Here is an 18,050-nt window from a genome sequence, read left to right as displayed (position 1 = left end):
TCCTCAAGCCTTGGCCGCTTCAGCGCGCAGCACGTCGACCAGCTCGTCGAGGCGGTCGTTCGTCATGAAGCTGCACATCTGGCGGTCGTTGACCAGCATCACCGGCGAGTCGGCGCAGGCGCCCAGGCACTCGGTCTTCTGCACGGTGAACAGGCCGTCGGCCGTCGTGCCACCCTGCTCGATGCCGAGCTTGCTGCACAGATGGTCCAGCGCGTTCTGGCCGTCGCGCAGCTGGCAAGGCAGGTTGGCGCAGACGCCCAGCTTGAACTTGCCAACCGGCTTCTGGTTGTACATGTTGTAGAAGGTCGTCACCTCGTACACGGCGATGGGCGCCATGCCGAGATGAGCAGCGATCGCGTCTTCCGCGGCGCGGGACACGAAGCCTTCTTCCTGCTGCACGATGGCCAGACAGGCCATGACGGCGGACTGGCGCAGCTCGTAGGGGTACTTGGCAACCTCGCGGTCGAAACGAACGCGGGTGGCGTCAGAGAGTTGGTAGCTGCTCATCGGTCGATCTCACCGAAAACAATGTCCATCGTGCCGATGATGGCGACGGCGTCGGCGATCATGTGGCCGCGACCCATCTCGTCCAGCGCCGCCAAGTGGGCAAAGCCCGGCGCGCGGATCTTCAGGCGGTAGGGCTTGTTGGCACCGTCGCTGACCATGTAGATGCCGAACTCGCCCTTGGGGTGCTCGACGGCCGCATAGGCCTCGCCTTCCGGCACATGGAAGCCTTCGGTGAAGAGCTTGAAGTGGTGGATCAGCTCCTCCATGTTGGACTTCATGTCCACGCGGGCCGGCGGTGCCACCTTGTGGTTGTCGGTGATGACCGGCAGACCCGGGTTGGCCTTCAGCCAGGCCACGCATTGCTGGACGATGCGGTTGGACTGGCGCATTTCCTCGACACGCACGACGTAGCGGTCGTAGGTGTCGCCGTTCGTGCCGATGGGCACGTCGAAGTCCATCTTGTCGTAGACGTCGTAGGGCTGGGTCTTGCGCAGGTCCCAGGCGATGCCCGAGCCGCGCAGCATCGCGCCCGTGAAGCCGAGGTTGAGCGCGCGCTCGGGCGACACAACGCCGATGCCGACCGTGCGCTGCTTCCAGATGCGGTTGTCGGTCAGCAGCGTCTCGTAGTCGTCGATGTTGGCCGGCAGGCGCTTGCAGAAGTCCTCGATGAAGTCCAGCAGCGAGCCCGAACGGTTCTCGTTGAGCTGGGCGATGGCCTTGGCATTGCGGATCTTGCTGACCTGGTACTGCGGCATGCTGTCCGGCAGGTCGCGGTAGACGCCGCCCGGACGGAAGTAGGCCGCGTGCATGCGCGCGCCCGACACCGCCTCGTACATGTCGAAGATGTCCTCACGCTCGCGGAAGCAGTAGATGAGGATGTTCATCGCACCGCAGTCCAGGCCATGGCAGCCCAGCCACAGCAGGTGGTTCAGGATGCGGGTCAGCTCGCCGAACATCACGCGGATGTACTGGGCGCGGATGGGCACTTCCAGACCCAGCATCTTCTCGATGGCCAGGCAGTAGGCGTGCTCGTTGGACATCATCGACACGTAGTCGAGGCGGTCCATATAGGGCAGCGACTGGATGAAGGTCTTGCTCTCGGCCAGCTTCTCGGTGGCGCGGTGCAGCAGGCCGATATGGGGGTCAGCGCGCTGGATGACTTCGCCGTCCAGCTCCAGCACCAGGCGCAGCACGCCGTGGGCGGCCGGATGCTGGGGGCCGAAGTTGAGGGTGTAGTTCTTGATTTCGGCCATGGTTCAGAGCCCGCCGTACTTGTCTTCGCGAATGATGCGCGGCGTGATCTCACGCGGCTCGATGGTCACCGGCTGGTAGATGACCCGCTTCTGCTCGGCGTCGTAGCGCATCTCGACATGACCCGACACCGGGAAGTCCTTGCGCATCGGGTGGCCGATGAAGCCGTAGTCGGTCAGGATGCGGCGCAGGTCCTCGTGGCCGTCGAAGATGACGCCGTACATGTCGAAGGCCTCGCGCTCGAACCAGTTGGCCGAACTCCACACCGGGGTGACCGAGGCCACGCAGGGGAAGTCGTCGTCGGTGGCGAACACCTTGAGGCGCAGGCGCCAGTTCTTGCTGACGGACAGCAGATGGCTGACGACGGCATAGCGCTGGCCTCCCCAGGCACCGTCGCCAAAGCTGCTGTAGTCGACACCGCAGAGGTCGACCAGCTGCTCGAGCTTCAGCTCGGGGTGGTCGCGCAGCGTGGTGGCGACGTCGAAGTAATCGGCCGCGCGCACGGTCAGCGTCAGTTCGCCGAGCGCGTTCTTCAGATGGACGACGCGCTCGCCGAGGACGGCACCAATCTGCTGGGCCAGGGTTTCGAGATTCAGGCTCATACCTTGGCGCTCAGCGGGCAATGGTGTTTTCGCGGCGGATCTTGGCCTGCAATTGCAGGATGCCGTACAGCAGGGCCTCGGCCGTCGGCGGGCAGCCGGGCACATAGACGTCCACCGGCACGATGCGGTCGCAGCCGCGCACGACGGAGTAGCTGTAGTGGTAGTAGCCGCCGCCGTTGGCGCAGCTGCCCATGGAGAGCACCCAGCGCGGCTCGGCCATCTGGTCGTAGACCTTGCGCAGGGCCGGCGCCATCTTGTTGCACAGCGTGCCGGCCACGATCATCAGATCGGACTGGCGCGGGCTCGGACGGAACAGCATGCCAAAGCGGTCGATGTCGTAGCGGGCGGCCCCCGCATGCATCATCTCGACGGCGCAGCAGGCCAGACCGAAGGTCATCGGCCACAGCGAACCCGTCTTGGACCAGTTGATGAGCTTGTCGACCGAGGTGGTGACAAAGCCCTCTTTCAGGACGCCTTCAATACCCATTTCGAATTCCCAGCAGCGTGTTTGGCGTAGCGCTTATTCCCAGTCCAGGGCGCCTTTTTTCCATTCGTAGGCAAAGCCCACGACCAGAATGCCGAGGAAGATCATCATCGCCCAGAAGCCCGTCGCACCGATTTCCTTGAGCGCCACGGCCCAGGGAAAGAGGAAGGCGATTTCGAGGTCGAAAAGAATGAACAGGATGGCGACGAGGTAGTAGCGCACATCGAATTTCATGCGCGCGTCTTCAAAGGCCTCGAAGCCGCATTCGTAGGGGGAGTTCTTGGCCTGATCCGGCCGATTGGGACCCAGCAGGGCGCCGAGCACCTGGGGTGCGATCCCGACAACTGCGCCGACCAAGATGAAGAGGATGACGGGCAGGTATTGTTCGAGATTCATTTGCGCCTTCTCGGGTCGACTAGAACGTCTTCGTCCACGCGGCCCCTGCACGAGCAGACCACAAAAGCAAACAGGCGCGCCACCAGCGAATCGAATGAAACGCTCGCGGATCGCGCCCGCCTTGAACCTTGCATCAGCCTCCCGACTTGCGTCAAGGAGGCCTGGCGACAGGCCGCTTTGGCTGACCTCCGCCTGGGGCGGAAGCCTTGCCGATTATCTGGTGCCGTCGGCGAGACTCGAACTCGCACAGCTTTCGCCACTACCCCCTCAAGATAGCGTGTCTACCAATTTCACCACGACGGCTGGTACTTCAAATATGCCCGGCAGCTAGTGAGGGTTTGCATGCCAGACAGCCTCGCATTCTATACCGGGAATTAGGGGTGACCCGGTGAAGAGGCGAGGTTTTTAGTCGGACTTCAGTTGGCTGCAGCAGACGCTGCGGCCGAGGCCGTGGCAGCGGGCGCGACGACGGCGCCCGGCACGACGACGGCAGCCGATGCGGCCGGAGCCACGACGGCGGCGCGGTCCAGCACGCTGTCGGTGGTCGCTGCAGCCGGGCGGCTGTTGGACAGGAAGGCCAGGCCCAGGGTGCAGCCGAAGAACAGCGTGGCCGCGACGGCCGTGCTGCGCGACAGGAAGTTGGCGCTGCCGGTGGCGCCGAACAGGCTGCCCGAGGCACCGCTGCCAAAGGAGGCGCCCATGTCGGCACCCTTGCCGTGCTGCACCAGCACCAGACCAATGATCGCCAGAGCCGACAGCAACTGAACGATCAACACCAGATTCGCAAAGACCTGCATTCCAAACACTCCATCAAAACTCTTGTGGCGCCCTGCCCCATTGGCCAGGCGCCGGGAAAACTCAGTGGGCGGCCGCGCGGCAGATAGCCGCGAAGTCAGCCACCTTCAAAGATGCGCCGCCAATCAGGCCGCCGTCGATATCGGGCTGACCAAAAAGCTCGGCCGCGTTGTCGGCCTTGACGCTGCCACCGTAAAGGATGCGCATGGCATCCGACTTGTCCGTTGCGGCATGCAACTGCGCGCGCAGCACGGCATGCACGGCCTGCGCCTCGGCAGGCGTGGCAGTCAGGCCCGTACCGATGGCCCAGACGGGCTCATAGGCCACGACCATCTCGCCCGTGCAATGGCCCAGGGTATGGATGACGGCGGCCAATTGGCGCCTGACGACGGCTTCGGTCTGACCGGCCTCGCGCTCGGCGCGCGTTTCGCCCACGCAGACGATGGGCGTCACGCCATGGGCAAGCGCTGCCTTGGCCTTGTCGGCAACCAACTGGTCGCTCTCGGCGTGATAGGCGCGGCGCTCCGAGTGGCCGACGATGGCATAACGGCAGCCGACATCGGCCAGCATGGCACTCGAGACCTCGCCGGTGTAGGCACCCTGCTCGTGCGAGGAGCAGTCTTGCGAGCCGTAGGCGATGCTCGCCCCGGTCAGCGCGAGCGCCGTCTCGGCGATGTAGAGGAAGGGCACGCAGACGGCGACGTCCGCGTTCCAGGGACCGGCTTCCTTCAGGCCGGCAAGCAGCTGGGCATTGGCAGCGCGGCTGCCATGCATCTTCCAGTTGCCCACGACGAGTTTTCTTCTCATGTCAGCTCCTCACCAGGTCAGCACGATCTTGCCGATGTGCTGGTTGGATTCCATCAGCGCATGTGCCTCGGTCGCCTGGGCAGCGGGCAACTCGCGGTAAATGACGGGCTTGATACGACCCGCTTCGATCAACGGCCAGACTTTGTCGCGCAACGAACGCGCCAGCTGGGCCTTGAAGGCTGCGGAACGCGGGCGCAGCGTCGAGCCGGTGATCGTCAAACGCTTGCGCAGCACGAGGCCGGCATCGATCTCGGACTTCACACCGCCCTGTACCGCGATCAGCGCCAGGCGACCATCTTCGGCGAGCGCTTGCACGCCGCGGCCGATGTAGTCGCCCCCCACCATGTCCAGGATCACATCGACACCGCGGCCACCGGTGGCGGCCTTGGCTTCGGCGACGAAGTCCTGGTCGCGGTAGTTGATCGCCACGTCGGCGCCCAGCGCAACACAGGCCTCAGCCTTGTCGGCCGAGCCCACCGTCACCAGCACGCGGGCACCCAGGGCCTTGGCCATCTGGATGGCCGTCACGCCGATGCCGCTGGAGCCGCCGTGAATCAACAGCGTCTCGCCGCTCTTCAGGCCGACGCGGTCGAACACATTGGCCCAGACGGTGAAGCAGGTTTCCGGCAAGGTGGCCGCCTGCGTCAGCGTCCAACCCTGGGGCACCGGCAGGCATTGGCCCACAGGCACCGTGCACAGCTCGGCATAGCCACCGCCGTTGACCAGGGCACAGACGGGGTCGCCCAGCTTGAAACCATGCGCGGCCAGTTCCGCAGCATCGCCGGCGACGATCTCGCCTGCGACTTCCAGCCCCGGCAGATCGCTCGCGCCCGGCGGCGGCGGATAGGCGCCCTTGCGCTGCAGCACGTCCGGGCGGTTGATGCCCGAAGCTGCAACGCGGATCAGGCACTCACCCGGGCCCGCGACCGGGTCCGGCCTGTCGGCCAGCTCCAGCACCTCGGGCCCGCCGGGGCGGGTGATCGCGATGGCTTTCATCGCCCGTCGATTTACTCGGCTGCGGGCGGCGTATCGTCGGCAGCCGGAGCGGCCGGAGCCTGGACCGGGGCAGCTTCGCGGTCGATCAGCGCCTTCATGGACAGCTTGATGCGGCCCTTCTCGTCGGTCTCGAGCACCTTGACCTTGACGACCTGGCCTTCCTGCAGGAAGTCCGTCACCTTCTCGACGCGCTGGTGGGCGATCTGGCTGATGTGCAGCAGGCCGTCCTTGCCGGGCAGCAGGTTGACGAGGGCACCGAAGTCCAGGATCTTGGTGATCGGGCCTTCGTAGACCTTGCCGACTTCGACTTCGGCCGTGATCTCGGCGATGCGCTTCTTGGCCATTTCGGCTTTCTCGGCGTCCGTCGAGGCGATGGTGATGGTGCCGTCTTCGCCGATGTCGATGGTCGTGCCGGTCTCTTCGGTCAGCGCGCGGATGGTGGCGCCGCCCTTGCCGATGACGTCACGGATCTTCTCCGGGTTGATCTTCATCGTGTACAGGCGCGGGGCGAACTGCGACACCTCGGTGTTGGCGCTGCCCATGGCTTCGACCATCTTGCCCAGGATGTGCAGGCGGGCTTCCTTGGCCTGAGCCAGGGCGACCTGCATGATTTCCTTGGTGATGCCCTGGATCTTGATGTCCATCTGCAGGGCGGTGATGCCGGTCGTCGTGCCGGCCACCTTGAAGTCCATGTCGCCCAGATGATCTTCGTCACCCAGGATGTCGGTCAGCACGGCGAAGCGGTTGGCGTCCTTGATCAGGCCCATGGCGATGCCGGCCACGTGGGCCTTCATCGGCACGCCGGCGTCCATCAGCGCCAGGCAGCCGCCACAGACGGATGCCATCGACGAGGAGCCGTTGGACTCGGTGATTTCCGAGACCACGCGCAGCGAGTAGGGGAAGTCTTCCTTGCTCGGCAGCGCAGCGATCAGCGCGCGCTTCGCAAGCCGCCCATGACCAATCTCGCGGCGCTTGGGCGAGCCCACACGACCGGTCTCGCCGGTGGCGAAGGGGGGCATGTTGTAGTGCATCATGAAGCGGTCTTCGAACTCGCCGTCCAGCGCGTCGATGCGTTGGGCGTCACGGTCCGTGCCCAGGGTCGCGACGACCAGGGCCTGGGTCTCGCCACGCGTGAACAGGGCAGAGCCGTGGGTGCGCGGCAGGATGCCGTTGCTGATCTCGATGGGGCGCACGGTGCGGGTGTCGCGGCCGTCGATGCGCGGCTCGCCGGCCAGGATCTGGCTGCGCACGATGCGGGCTTCGATCTCGAACAGCAGGCCTTCGACTTCGACCTTGTCGAAGGACACGCCTTCAGCCGACAGCGCAGCGAACACATTGGACGAAGCGGCGCGGCAGGCTTGCGTGCGGGCCTGCTTGGAGCGGATCTGGTAGGCCTCGCGCAGGGGGCCTTCGGCCAGGGCGTTGACCTTGGCGATGAAGGCTTCGTCCTTGGCGGGAGCGGTCCAGTTCCAGGCCGGCTTGCCGGCTTGCTTGACCAGCTCATTGATCGCGGCGATGGCGACATTGCCCTGCTCGTGGCCGTAGACCACGGCGGCCAGCATGACCTCCTCCGACAGGCCGGAGGCCTCGGATTCGACCATCAGCACGGCGCTTTGCGTGCCGGCGACGACCAGGTCCATCTGGCTGTTGACCAGCTCGGACTTGCTGGGGTTCAGCAGGTATTCGCCGTTGATGTAGCCCACGCGGGCGGCGCCGATCGGGCCGTTGAAGGGGATGCCGGAGATGGCCAGGGCGGCGGACGTGCCGATCATGGCGGCGATGTCGGCCTGCACTTCGGGGTTCAGGCTCACCACGTGGATGACGACCTGAACTTCATTGAAGAAGCCTTCGGGGAACAGCGGGCGGATCGGGCGGTCGATCAAGCGGCTGGTCAGCGTCTCGTGCTCGCTCGGGCGGCCTTCACGCTTGAAGAAGCTGCCGGGGATCTTGCCGGCGGCATAGGTCTTCTCGAGGTAGTCGACGGTCAGCGGGAAGAAGTCCTGGCCGGCCTTGGCTTCGGTCTTGGCGACCACGGTGGCCAGCACGACGGTGCCTTCGATGTTGACGAGGACGGCGCCGGTGGACTGGCGGGCGATCTCACCCGTTTCCAGCACGACGTTGTGGCGGCCCCATTGGAAGGACTTCGTGACCTTGTTGAAAATGGACATGCTCATCTCCTGGTTGTGGTGAGCGCCTTCGGGCGCTCGGAGGAACCGGGACAGAGGCTGGGTTTGGTCCAGATGCCATTCCAGGGCGGTTCAGCAAACCGTCTTGGAATGATCCGACACCACGTCAGCTCGGTTCCGGCAGATGGACAAAGAGCCTGTACTGGGCTTGAGGACCAGACAGGCTCCGTGTCGGATTCGGGGAATTACTTGCGCAGACCCAGCTTGGCGATCAGCGCGACGTAGCGGCTGGAATCGACGCGCTTCAGGTAGGCCAGCAAGCTCTTGCGCGTGTTGACCATCTTCAGCAGACCGCGGCGGCCGTGGTGATCCTTGGCGTGGGTCTTGAAGTGGGGGGTCAGGTCGTTGATGCGGGCGGTCAGCAGGGCAACCTGGACTTCGGGGCTGCCGGTGTCATTGGCGCTGCGTGCGTTGGCCTTGACGATCTCGGCCTTCTTTTCGGCGATGGACATTTGTTTTCCAAAAGGTTTCGGAAGTCCGGCCGGGCAAGGCACAACTGCTGGTGCTGCCGCAGACGGTTTCCGGGGTTGACTTGCGGACACGGGGGAAACCACCCCGAGCCGTGCTGGTGCCCTGTGTACCGGATGTCCAGTACGCAGAACTCGCGGATTCTAGCCCAAAGCGGCGGGAGCCCCAAACCGCGGCAGGCCAAGCGGGCGGACGTGGGGCGCCCAAGGAGGGTTTCAAGAGCCAAAACCGCCCTGCCCTGCAAATGCGTGACATCTCTGCGCCAACTCAAAAACAGCCCTTGAAGCACCCTCGCACCGCCACATCTCCGGGTCATCGGGTGCTGCTCCCGACTGGTTCAGCAGCGCAAACCAACGGAGTTGATTCCCCATGTTCTATCTGACCCATCCCCGCCAAGTCGCCCGTGCCCTGCGCCAGTTCGACGCCGACGTCGCCCGCACCCCGGCTCTTGACGTCAGCGAAGACGACAAGGCCTACAGCGTCACTGTCGACATGCCCGGCGTGACCAAGGAAGCCGTCAAGGTCCGCATCGAAGGCCGCCGCGTGCACATCGAAACCGCCACTGCTGAAGCCGCTGCGCCGACCGACGGCTCCCGCCTGCTCTACCGCGAGCGCCGCGCCGCCAGCTATGCCCGCAGCTTCTCGCTGCCGGTCGAGATCGACCAGACCCAGTCGCAGGCCCGTTTCGAGAATGGCGTGCTGACGCTGAACCTGGTCAAGCGCGTCGCCGAAAACGGCGGCCAACTGACGGTCAACTGAGCCGCGGAGCGCTGACGCTTGCGCGTCAGCTTCCAAGCTCCCAGCGCGGGCGGACCTCGAAGCCGCCGTCCTGTCTGGGCTGGGCCATGCCGCGCTGCACCCGCAGCGCGGCGGCCATCGCGATCATGGCGCCGTTGTCGGTGCACAGCGACAGCTCGGGGTAGTGCACGCGCACGCCCCGCTTGGCGCAGGCGGCGTTCAGTTGCTCACGCAGCTTGGCGTTCGCGCCCACGCCGCCGGCCACGACGATGCGCTTCAGCCCCGTCTCCTTCAGCGCCAGCAGCGACTTCTTCACCAGCACCTCGACGATGGCCGCCTGCGTCGATGCGGCGAGGTCGGCCTTGGTTTGATCGCAAGGTGAGTCGCCAATCTTCTTCACCTGCGTCAGCACCGCGGTCTTCAGGCCGGCGAAGCTGAAATCCGGCTTGCCGCTGTGCAGCAGCGGGCGCGGCAACGCATAGGCGTCGGGGTTGCCGAACTCGGCCATGCGCGCCAGATGCGGGCCACCGGGATAAGGCAGGCCCAGCAGCTTGGCGCTCTTGTCGAAAGCCTCGCCGGCCGCGTCGTCGATGGTCTCGCCGAGGATCTCGTAGGAGCCCACATCATCCACACGCATCAGCTGCGTGTGGCCGCCGCTGACCAGCAACGCGACGAAGGGGAACTCCGGCGGATCGGCTGACAGAAAGGGCGACAGCAGATGCCCTTCGAGGTGGTGGACCGGCAGGGCCGGCACGTCCAGCGCCGCCGCCAGCGACACGGCAACGCCCGCGCCCACGAGCAGCGCACCTGCGAGGCCGGGGCCCTGCGTATACGCCACCAGGTCCACGTCATGCAGGGCCAGACCGGCCTGCGACAGCACTTCCCGCGTCAGCGGCAGCACGCGGCGCACATGGTCGCGCGAAGCCAGCTCGGGCACGACGCCACCATAGGCCTGGTGCATGCTGATCTGGCTGTGCAAAGCCTGAGCCACGAGGCGAGGCGGCTTGTCGCCGTCCACCTCGACCAGCGCAACCCCGGTCTCGTCGCAGGACGACTCGAAGCCGAGGACGCGCTGCATGGAATTCACTTGCCTTCCTTGGCGTGGTTGATCGAGTACTTGGGAATCTCGACCGTTACGTCCTGCTGGCGCAGCAAGGCCTGGCAGGACAGGCGCGAGTCGGGCTCCAGCCCCCAGGCGCGGTCCAGCATGTCTTCCTCGTCCTCTTCCATCTCGGAGAGGGAGCGGCCGCCCTCGCGCACGATGACGTGGCAGGTCGTGCAGGCGCAGACCTGGTCGCAGGCGTGCTCGATGTCGATGTGGTGGGCCAGCAGCGCTTCGCAGATCGAGGTGCCGGGCTCGGCGGTGATGCTGGCGCCGTCCGGGCAGTACTCGGCGTGCGGAAGGATCTTGATGACGGGCATGGTCGTGTTCTTTCAGAGCGCCGAGACATTGCGGCCGGTCAGGGCGCGGGCAATGCTGCGGTTCATGCGTTCGGCGGCAAAGCCTTCGGTCGCTTCGGCCAGGGCCTTCACGGCGGCGTCGATGGCATCGGCATCACCGTCCATCTTGGCCAGAGCCGACAGGCGGGCTTCCAGCGCCACGCGTTCGGCTTCGGGCAGCAGGTCGCCATCCACAGCCAAAGCACTGCGCGTCGCCAGGATCATGCGCTCGGCCTCGACCTTGGCTTCGCGCAGCTTGCGCGCTGCCATGTCGCCCTCGGCGCTGGCAAAACCGTCCTTCAGCATGTTGGCGATCTCATCGTCGCCCAGACCGTAGCTGGGCTTGACGGTGATGGCCGCCTGCACGCCCGATGTGAGTTCCTCGGCCGACACGCTGAGCAGGCCATCGGCATCGACCTGGAAGCTGACACGGATGCGCGCGGCGCCGGCCACCATGGGCGGGATGCCGCGCAGCTCGAAGCGCGCCAGCGACCGGCATTCACTGACCAGCTCGCGTTCGCCCTGCACGACATGGACGGCCATGGCCGTCTGGCCGTCCTTGAAGGTGGTGAAGTCCTGGGCCTTGGCGACGGGGATGGTCGAGTTGCGCTCGATGACGCGCTCGACCAGGCCGCCCATGGTCTCCAGGCCCAGCGACAGCGGGATCACGTCCAGCAGCAGGATTTCGCCATCGGCGGCATTGCCGGCAAGCTGGTTGGCCTGGATGGCCGCCCCCAGAGCGACGACTTCGTCGGGGTTCAGATTGGTCAGCACCTCGCGGCCGAACAGCTCGCTGACCGCGCGGCGCACGACCGGCATGCGCGTCGAGCCACCGACCATGACCGTGCCTGCGACGTCTGCCGCCTTGACCTTGGCATCACGCAGCACGCGCTTCACGGAAGACAGCGTCTTGGCGATCAGCGGCTGGGACAGTTCTTCGAATTGAGCGCGAGTGACGGTCACGCGCAGCTCGCCGCCATCCAGCGCGGCAACCAGTTCGGTCGACTCCGCATCCGACAGGGCTTCCTTGGCCGCACGCGCGGCGACGAGGACGGCGCGCTTGTCGTGGGCCGATTCGACGGCCCGGCCGCCCAGCGCCCAGTCAGCCAGCGCACGGTCGAAGTCGTCACCACCCAGGGCTGCATCGCCACCGGTCGCGACGACCTCGAAGACGCCGCGCGTGAGGCGCAGCAGCGAGATGTCGAAGGTGCCGCCGCCCAGGTCATAGACGGCGTAGAGGCCTTCGCTGGCGTTGTCCAGGCCGTAGGCGATGGCTGCGGCGGTCGGTTCGTTGATGAGGCGCAGCACCTTGAGGCCGGCCAGCTCGGCGGCGTCCTTGGTGGCCTGGCGCTGGGCATCGTCGAAATAGGCTGGCACGGTGATGACGGCACCGAAGAGGTCGTCGACAAAGCTGTCTTCGGCACGGAAACGCAGCGTGGCCAGGATCTCGGCCGACACCTCCACGGGGCTCTTCACGCCGTCACGCGTCGCGATGGCCAGCATGCCGGGGCGGTCTTCGAACTGGTAGGGCAGATGCTCGCGGTTGGCGACATCGGCGAGGCTGCGGCCCATGAAGCGCTTGACCGAGACGATGGTGTTCTCGGGGTCTTCGGCCTGGGCGGCCAGCGCGTCGGCGCCGATCTGGCGGCGGCCTTCGGGCAGATAGCGCACGGCCGACGGCAGGATGACGCGGCCTTGTTCGTCGGGCAGGCATTCAGCCACGCCATGGCGCACGGAGGCGACCAGGGAATGCGTCGTGCCGAGGTCAATGCCGACGGCGATGCGGCGCTGGTGCGGGTCGGGCGAAGCGCCGGGTTCGGAGATCTGGAGGAGAGCCATGGTCAGGCGTCGAGCGCCGCGAGGCGCTGGTCGATATCGGCGCGGAAACGCTGGATGAACATCAGCGCCCTCACCTGCGCGGCTGCCGCCGGCGCGTCGTTGTTGTTGTCGAGCAGTTGTTGAGCCTGCGCGAGCGCGGCGGCTTCAGCCTGCGCCGCACCGGCGTCGAGAGCTTCGAGGGCGGACTCGCCGCTGGCTTCGTCCAGCGCCTCGCGCCACTCCATCTGCTGCATCAGGAAGGCGGCCGGCATCTGCGTGTTGGTCTCGGCCCCCACCGGCGCGCCGCGCAGTTCGCACAAATAGGCTGCGCGCTTGAGCGGGTCCTTCAGGCGCTGGTAGGCCTCGTTGACGCGCATGGCCCATTGCATGGCGACTCGCTGGGCGGCGGCGCCTTCGGCCGCGAACCGGTCCGGGTGGACTTCAGCCTGCAGCGACTTGCAGCGCGCGGCAATGGCGGCGCTGTCCTGGGCCTGCGTTTCAGGCAGGCCGAAGAGCTGGAAGTCGTTGTCGGTCAGGCGCATGGCGAGGTGAAAAAGCAAAAGGCGCGGTTCTCACCGCGCCTGTCGTCGAGTCAGCGAATCTCAGACACGGAAGGACTCGCCGCAGCCGCACTTGTCTTTCTCGCGCGGATTGCGGAACTTGAAGCCTTCGTTGAGGCCTTCGCGGACGAAGTCCAACTCGGTGCCGTCCAGGTAAGGCAGGCTCTTGGGGTCGATGAGGATCTTGACCTCATGGCCTTCGAAGACCACGTCCTCGGGCGCCACGTCGTCGGCATACTCAAGCTTGTAGGCCAAGCCCGAGCAGCCGGTCGTCTTCACGCCCAGGCGCACACCCACGCCCTTGCCACGCTTGGCGATGTAGCGCTTGACGTGGCGGGCTGCAGCTTCGGTGAGCGTGACGGACATGGCTCAGGCGGTCTGCGCGTGCTTGGCGCGATAGTCGTCCACCGCCGCCTTGATGGCGTCTTCGGCCAGGATGGAGCAGTGGATCTTGACCGGCGGCAGGGCCAGTTCTTCGGCGATCTGAGTGTTCTTGATCGTCAGCGCCTCGTCCAGGCTCTTGCCTTTGACCCATTCGGTCACCAGCGAGCTGGAGGCGATGGCCGAACCGCAGCCATAGGTCTTGAACTTGGCGTCCTCGATGAGGCCGGTCTGCGGATTGACCTTGATCTGCAGCTTCATCACGTCGCCGCAGGCCGGGGCGCCGACCATGCCGGTGCCGACGTCTTCGTCGCCGTTTTCAAACTTGCCGACGTTGCGGGGGTTCTCGTAGTGGTCAACGACCTTTTCGCTGTATGCCATGGTGTTCTCCTGAATCGACAGTCAACGGGCGATCAGTGGGCAGCCCACTGGATGGTCGAGATGTCGATGCCGTCCTTGTACATGTCCCAAAGCGGGGACAGTTCGCGCAGCTTGGCCACGCGGTCGGTCAGCACGCTGATCGCGTAGTCGATTTCCTCTTCGGTCGTGAAACGGCCGATGGTCATGCGCAGCGAGCTGTGGGCCAGTTCGTCGCTGCGGCCGAGAGCGCGCAGCACGTAGCTGGGCTCCAGGCTGGCCGACGTGCAAGCCGAGCCCGACGACACCGCCAGGCCCTTCACACCCATGATCAAGGACTCGCCCTCGACGTAATTGAACGAGATGTTCAGGTTATGCGGCACGCGACGCTCGAGGTCGCCGTTGATGAAGGTCTGCTCGATGCCCGAGAGGCCCTGGATCAGCTTGTTGTGCAGCGCACGGATGCGTTCGTTCTCGGCACCCATCTCTTCACGGGCGATGCGGAAGGCTTCGCCCATGCCGACGATCTGGTGCACCGGCAGCGTGCCCGAGCGCATGCCGCGCTCATGGCCGCCGCCGTGCATCTGAGCCTCCAGCCGCACGCGGGGCTTGCGGCGCACATAGAGCGCGCCGATGCCCTTGGGGCCATAGCTCTTGTGCGAGGCCAGGCTCATCAGGTCGATGGGCAGCTGGGCCATGTCGATCTCGACCTTGCCGGTGGCCTGGGCCGCGTCGACGTGGAAGATGATGCCGCGCTCGCGGCAGATGTTGCCCAACGCGACCACGTCCTGGATGACGCCGATCTCGTTGTTGACATACATGACCGAGGCCAGGATCGTGTCCGGGCGCAGGGCGGCCTTGAAGGCTTCCAGGTCGACGAGGCCGTTTTCCAGCACGTCGAGATAGGTCACGTCGAAGCCCTGGCGCTCCAGCTCACGCATGGTGTCGAGCACGGCCTTGTGCTCGGTCTTCACCGTGATCAGGTGCTTGCCGCGGGTCTTGTAGAACTGGGCGGCGCCCTTGAGCGCCAGGTTGTTGGACTCGGTCGCGCCGGACGTCCAGACGATTTCGCGCGGGTCGGCGCCGATCAGCAGCGCGACCTGCTCGCGGGCCTTCTCGACCGCCTCTTCCGCCTCCCAGCCCCAGGCGTGGCTGCGCGATGCCGGGTTGCCGAAATGCTCGCGCAACCAGGGAATCATCGCGTCCACCACGCGGGGGTCGCACGGCGTCGTCGCGCCGTAGTCGAGGTAGATCGGGAAGTGCGGGGTCATGTCCATGGAACGACTTCTTTTGAGTTCTTCTTACTTGCTGAACGCGCCACCCAGGGCGAAAACCGAGTTCGGCGCCGTCACGCGGATGGGCTTGAGCACAGGCTGACTTGAGATGGCGCGCTTGACCGGCGCCGCCTCGACCTCGAAGCCCTTGGCCAGTTGCTCATCGGCAAGCTTGCGCAGGGAGACGGAATCGAGGTACTCGATCATCTTGGCGTTCAGATTGGTCCAGAGTTCATGGGTGATGCAGCGACCGCTGTCCTCGCCCATGCAGTTTTCCTTGCCACCGCAGCCGGTGGCGTCCAGCGCCTCGTCCACGGCGACGATGATGTCGGCGACGGTGATGTTCTCGGCCTTGCGGCCCAGCGAATAGCCGCCGCCGGGGCCACGGGTGCTTTCCACCAATTCATGGCGGCGCAACTTGCCGAAGAGCTGCTCCAGGTAGGAGAGCGAAATCTGCTGCCGTTGGCTGATCGCCGCCAGGGCGACCGGGCCCGTATTCTCGCGCAGCGCCAGATCCAACATTGCGGTGACAGCAAACCGGCCTTTGGTGGTGAGACGCATACAGAACTCCTTTGCGAGGCGCCTGAACACAATTTGTCCAGGACAAATGATTTCGGGTTAACCCGGGACGCCCGGGACAATAGCCGAGCGAATCATTTCCGATGATTTTACTCGACTAATCGACCACGTCCCAGGGTTACTGTGTAGCCCTAGATTTCTGGGGGCCTTTTTGCTGCAACGCAGCAGCTCAGCGCGGCGAGCCGGCCTTGCGGGCACTGTCCAGGGGCACGATGTTGTCGTGCACCCGGGCGCCGAAGGCCTGTTCGCGCAATTGGCCCAACTGATCGCGAATGCGGGCCGCCTGTTCGAATTCCAGGTTGCGGGCGTGTTCCAGCATCTGCTTTTCCAACTGGGCAATACGTTTGGCCAGATCCTTCTCCGACAAGTCCTCGACCTTGGCGGCGGCCAGCAATTTCTCTTCGTCGCGACCGGCCTCCTCGGAATAGACGCCGTCAATGAGGTCCTTGATGCGCTTTTGCACGCTGCGCGGCGTGATGCCATTGGCCTCGTTGAAGGCCATCTGCTTGGCGCGGCGCCTTTCGGTCTCGCCAATCGCCTTGCGCATCGACTCGGTGATGCGGTCCGCGTAGAGGATGGCTTTGCCGTTCAGGTTGCGCGCCGCCCGGCCGATGGTCTGGATCAGGCTGCGCTCCGCGCGCAGAAAGCCTTCCTTGTCGGCGTCCAGGATGGCCACCAGCGACACCTCAGGGATGTCCAGGCCTTCGCGCAGCAGGTTGATGCCCACCAGCACGTCAAACGCCCCCAGGCGCAGGTCGCGCAGGATCTCGACGCGCTCGACCGTGTCGACGTCCGAGTGCAGATAGCGCACCTTGACGCCGTTGTCGCTGAGGTAGTCGGTCAGCTGCTCGGCCATGCGCTTGGTCAGCGTCGTGATCAGCACGCGCTCGTTGACCTCCACGCGCAGGCGGATTTCCTGCAGCACGTCGTCCACCTGGTGCGTGGCCGGCCTCACCTCGACGATGGGGTCGACCAGGCCGGTCGGGCGCACGACCTGCTCGACCACCTGGCCGGCGTTGTCCTGCTCGTACTGGGCCGGCGTGGCCGACACGAACACGGCCTGGCGCATCTTGCGTTCGAACTCGGCGAACTTCAGTGGCCGGTTGTCCAGGGCCGACGGCAGGCGGAAACCGTACTCGACGAGGGTCGTCTTGCGCGCCCGGTCGCCGTTGTACATGCCGCCGAACTGGCCGATCAGTACGTGGCTCTCGTCCAGGAACATCAGGGCGTCCTTGGGCAGGTAGTCCACCAGCGTCGGCGGCGGGTCGCCCGGCTGGGCGCCGGACAGGTGGCGCGTGTAGTTCTCGATGCCCTTGCAGTGGCCCACCTCCTGCAGCATTTCCAGGTCGAAGCGCGTGCGCTGCTCGACGCGCTGGGCCTCGACCAGCTTGCCTTCCTTGACGAAGAAGTCGACGCGCTCGCGCAGCTCCTGCTTGATGGCGTCGGTGGCGGCCAGCACGCGCTCGCGCGGCGTCACGTAATGGCTGCTGGGGTAGACGGTGAAGCGCGGGATCTTCTGGCGCACCTGACCGGTCAGCGGGTCGAACAGCGACAGGGCCTCGATCTCGTCGTCGAAAAGCTCGATGCGGATGGCCAGCTCCGAGTGTTCGGCCGGGAAGACGTCGATGGTGTCGCCGCGCACGCGGAAATGGCCGCGCTGGAACTCCATTTCGTTGCGCGTGTACTGCATGCGGATGAGATGGGCGATGACGTCGCGCTGGCCCATCTTGTCGCCCACGCGCAGCGTCATGACCATCTGGTGGTAGTCCGCCGGAGAGCCGATGCCGTAGATGGCCGAGACGGACGCCACGATGATGACGTCGCGCCGCTCCAGCAGGCTCTTGGTGCAGGACAAGCGCATCTGCTCGATGTGCTCGTTGATGGCGCTGTCCTTCTCGATGAAGAGGTCGCGCTGCGGCACATAGGCCTCGGGCTGGTAATAGTCGTAGTAACTGACGAAATACTCGACGGCGTTCTTGGGGAAGAAATCCTTGAACTCGCTGTACAGCTGGGCCGCCAGCGTCTTGTTGGGTGCGAAGACGATGGCCGGGCGGCCCAGGCGGGCGATGACATTGGCCATCGTGAAGGTCTTGCCCGAGCCCGTCACGCCCAGCAGGGTCTGGTAGCTGAGGCCGTCGTTAATGCCCTCGACGAGCTGGTTGATGGCCGTCGGTTGATCCCCCGCCGGAGGAAAAGGCTGGAACAGCTGGAACGGTGAGCCTTCGAAGCTGACGAATTCGCCCTTGCGCTCCTCCGAGTCACTCTCAGAACCGGGCATGGCGTTCAATGCTTCTTGCATGGGGAATTCCCTGAATCACGGGGCAAAATTGCTGCACTGCATTGCTGCACCGCAAAAGCAGTCAGGTTAGCGCAGACCCTGATTCTTCAAGCCCTCCCTCCTGCCAACGTCC

20 protein-coding genes and 1 tRNA gene are annotated in these 18,050 nt (G+C 65.4%); 1 reads left to right on the top strand and 20 read right to left on the bottom strand.

Annotated elements, in window-relative coordinates; all coding sequences use genetic code 11:
• Positions 1-3 precede the first annotated feature (3 nt).
• The 11 genes from ACS5PN_RS02975 to rpsO all read right to left on the bottom strand — a co-directional run bounded on the left by ACS5PN_RS02975 (position 4) and on the right by rpsO (position 8,476).
• Positions 4-507, bottom strand: a complete 504-nt coding sequence (locus ACS5PN_RS02975; protein ID WP_439462448.1) for an NADH-quinone oxidoreductase subunit NuoE family protein — start codon at positions 505-507, stop codon at positions 4-6.
• A complete protein-coding gene (locus ACS5PN_RS02970; protein ID WP_439462447.1) occupies positions 504-1,760 on the bottom strand; it encodes an NADH-quinone oxidoreductase subunit D in 1,257 nt (418 codons plus the stop codon). The genes ACS5PN_RS02975 and ACS5PN_RS02970 overlap by 4 nt, the downstream gene beginning before the upstream one ends.
• Before the next feature lie 3 nt (positions 1,761-1,763).
• Positions 1,764-2,360, bottom strand: coding sequence for an NADH-quinone oxidoreductase subunit C (locus ACS5PN_RS02965; RefSeq protein WP_439462446.1), 597 nt, complete (start codon positions 2,358-2,360; stop codon positions 1,764-1,766).
• A 10-nt stretch (positions 2,361-2,370) separates the two neighbouring features.
• Positions 2,371-2,847, bottom strand: a complete 477-nt coding sequence (locus ACS5PN_RS02960) for a NuoB/complex I 20 kDa subunit family protein (protein ID WP_046113908.1) — start codon at positions 2,845-2,847, stop codon at positions 2,371-2,373.
• 33 nt (positions 2,848-2,880) lie between these two features.
• Positions 2,881-3,240: an NADH-quinone oxidoreductase subunit A gene (locus tag ACS5PN_RS02955; RefSeq protein ID WP_310270349.1), complete on the bottom strand. Its 360-nt coding sequence runs from the start codon at positions 3,238-3,240 to the stop codon at positions 2,881-2,883.
• A gap of 218 nt (positions 3,241-3,458) precedes the next feature.
• A tRNA-Leu gene (locus ACS5PN_RS02950) sits at positions 3,459-3,543 on the bottom strand.
• A 113-nt stretch (positions 3,544-3,656) separates the two neighbouring features.
• A complete protein-coding gene (gene secG / locus ACS5PN_RS02945) occupies positions 3,657-4,037 on the bottom strand; it encodes a preprotein translocase subunit SecG (protein ID WP_439462445.1) in 381 nt (126 codons plus the stop codon).
• A 61-nt stretch (positions 4,038-4,098) separates the two neighbouring features.
• Positions 4,099-4,842, bottom strand: a complete 744-nt coding sequence (tpiA, locus tag ACS5PN_RS02940) for a triose-phosphate isomerase (protein WP_439462444.1) — start codon at positions 4,840-4,842, stop codon at positions 4,099-4,101.
• 9 nt (positions 4,843-4,851) lie between these two features.
• The gene (locus ACS5PN_RS02935; protein ID WP_439462443.1) at positions 4,852-5,838 is read right to left on the bottom strand and encodes an NAD(P)H-quinone oxidoreductase; all 987 of its coding nucleotides are present in this window, start codon (positions 5,836-5,838) and stop codon (positions 4,852-4,854) included.
• Between the two features lie 11 nt (positions 5,839-5,849).
• Entirely contained in the window at positions 5,850-8,006 is a 2,157-nt protein-coding gene (gene pnp, locus ACS5PN_RS02930) for a polyribonucleotide nucleotidyltransferase (RefSeq protein ID WP_439462442.1), read from the bottom strand.
• A 203-nt stretch (positions 8,007-8,209) separates the two neighbouring features.
• Positions 8,210-8,476 (bottom strand): 30S ribosomal protein S15, encoded by a 267-nt coding sequence (rpsO, locus tag ACS5PN_RS02925; RefSeq protein ID WP_057299620.1) that lies wholly within the window; start codon positions 8,474-8,476, stop codon positions 8,210-8,212.
• Positions 8,477-8,861: 385 nt separating this feature from the next.
• Here rpsO and ACS5PN_RS02920 point away from each other — a divergent pair, with 385 nt between their 5' ends.
• Positions 8,862-9,251, top strand: coding sequence for an Hsp20/alpha crystallin family protein (locus tag ACS5PN_RS02920; RefSeq protein WP_439462441.1), 390 nt, complete (start codon positions 8,862-8,864; stop codon positions 9,249-9,251).
• Positions 9,252-9,276: 25 nt separating this feature from the next.
• On the opposite strand, the gene tsaD is transcribed toward ACS5PN_RS02920, so the two are convergent.
• The 9 genes from tsaD to uvrB form a co-directional block, all read right to left on the bottom strand.
• Positions 9,277-10,308 (bottom strand): tRNA (adenosine(37)-N6)-threonylcarbamoyltransferase complex transferase subunit TsaD, encoded by a 1,032-nt coding sequence (gene tsaD / locus ACS5PN_RS02915; protein ID WP_439462440.1) that lies wholly within the window; start codon positions 10,306-10,308, stop codon positions 9,277-9,279.
• A 5-nt stretch (positions 10,309-10,313) separates the two neighbouring features.
• Positions 10,314-10,652 carry an ISC system 2Fe-2S type ferredoxin gene (fdx, locus tag ACS5PN_RS02910; protein ID WP_439462439.1) on the bottom strand — a complete coding sequence of 113 codons (339 nt, stop codon included), beginning with the start codon at positions 10,650-10,652 and terminating at the stop codon, positions 10,314-10,316.
• A 12-nt stretch (positions 10,653-10,664) separates the two neighbouring features.
• Positions 10,665-12,509 (bottom strand): Fe-S protein assembly chaperone HscA, encoded by a 1,845-nt coding sequence (gene hscA / locus ACS5PN_RS02905; protein WP_439462438.1) that lies wholly within the window; start codon positions 12,507-12,509, stop codon positions 10,665-10,667.
• A 2-nt stretch (positions 12,510-12,511) separates the two neighbouring features.
• Positions 12,512-13,030: a Fe-S protein assembly co-chaperone HscB gene (gene hscB, locus ACS5PN_RS02900; RefSeq protein ID WP_439462437.1), complete on the bottom strand. Its 519-nt coding sequence runs from the start codon at positions 13,028-13,030 to the stop codon at positions 12,512-12,514.
• A 60-nt stretch (positions 13,031-13,090) separates the two neighbouring features.
• Positions 13,091-13,414 (bottom strand): iron-sulfur cluster assembly protein IscA, encoded by a 324-nt coding sequence (gene iscA, locus ACS5PN_RS02895; RefSeq protein ID WP_057299626.1) that lies wholly within the window; start codon positions 13,412-13,414, stop codon positions 13,091-13,093.
• 3 nt (positions 13,415-13,417) lie between these two features.
• Complete coding sequence (gene iscU / locus ACS5PN_RS02890) at positions 13,418-13,810, bottom strand: Fe-S cluster assembly scaffold IscU (protein ID WP_439462436.1); 393 nt, start codon at positions 13,808-13,810, stop codon at positions 13,418-13,420.
• A 32-nt stretch (positions 13,811-13,842) separates the two neighbouring features.
• Entirely contained in the window at positions 13,843-15,063 is a 1,221-nt protein-coding gene (locus tag ACS5PN_RS02885; RefSeq protein ID WP_439462435.1) for an IscS subfamily cysteine desulfurase, read from the bottom strand.
• A 24-nt stretch (positions 15,064-15,087) separates the two neighbouring features.
• On the bottom strand, positions 15,088-15,621 hold the full coding sequence (gene iscR, locus ACS5PN_RS02880; protein ID WP_439462434.1) for a Fe-S cluster assembly transcriptional regulator IscR: 534 nt from the start codon (positions 15,619-15,621) through the stop codon (positions 15,088-15,090).
• 187 nt (positions 15,622-15,808) lie between these two features.
• Entirely contained in the window at positions 15,809-17,938 is a 2,130-nt protein-coding gene (gene uvrB, locus ACS5PN_RS02875) for an excinuclease ABC subunit UvrB (protein ID WP_439462433.1), read from the bottom strand.
• Positions 17,939-18,050: the final 112 nt, after the last annotated feature.

The organism is Roseateles sp. NT4 (assembly GCF_051857475.1).
Lineage (GTDB): Bacteria > Pseudomonadota > Gammaproteobacteria > Burkholderiales > Burkholderiaceae_C > Pelomonas.
Note: the sequence above shows the minus strand (reverse complement) of the source record. Positions and strands in the feature narration are given on the sequence as shown.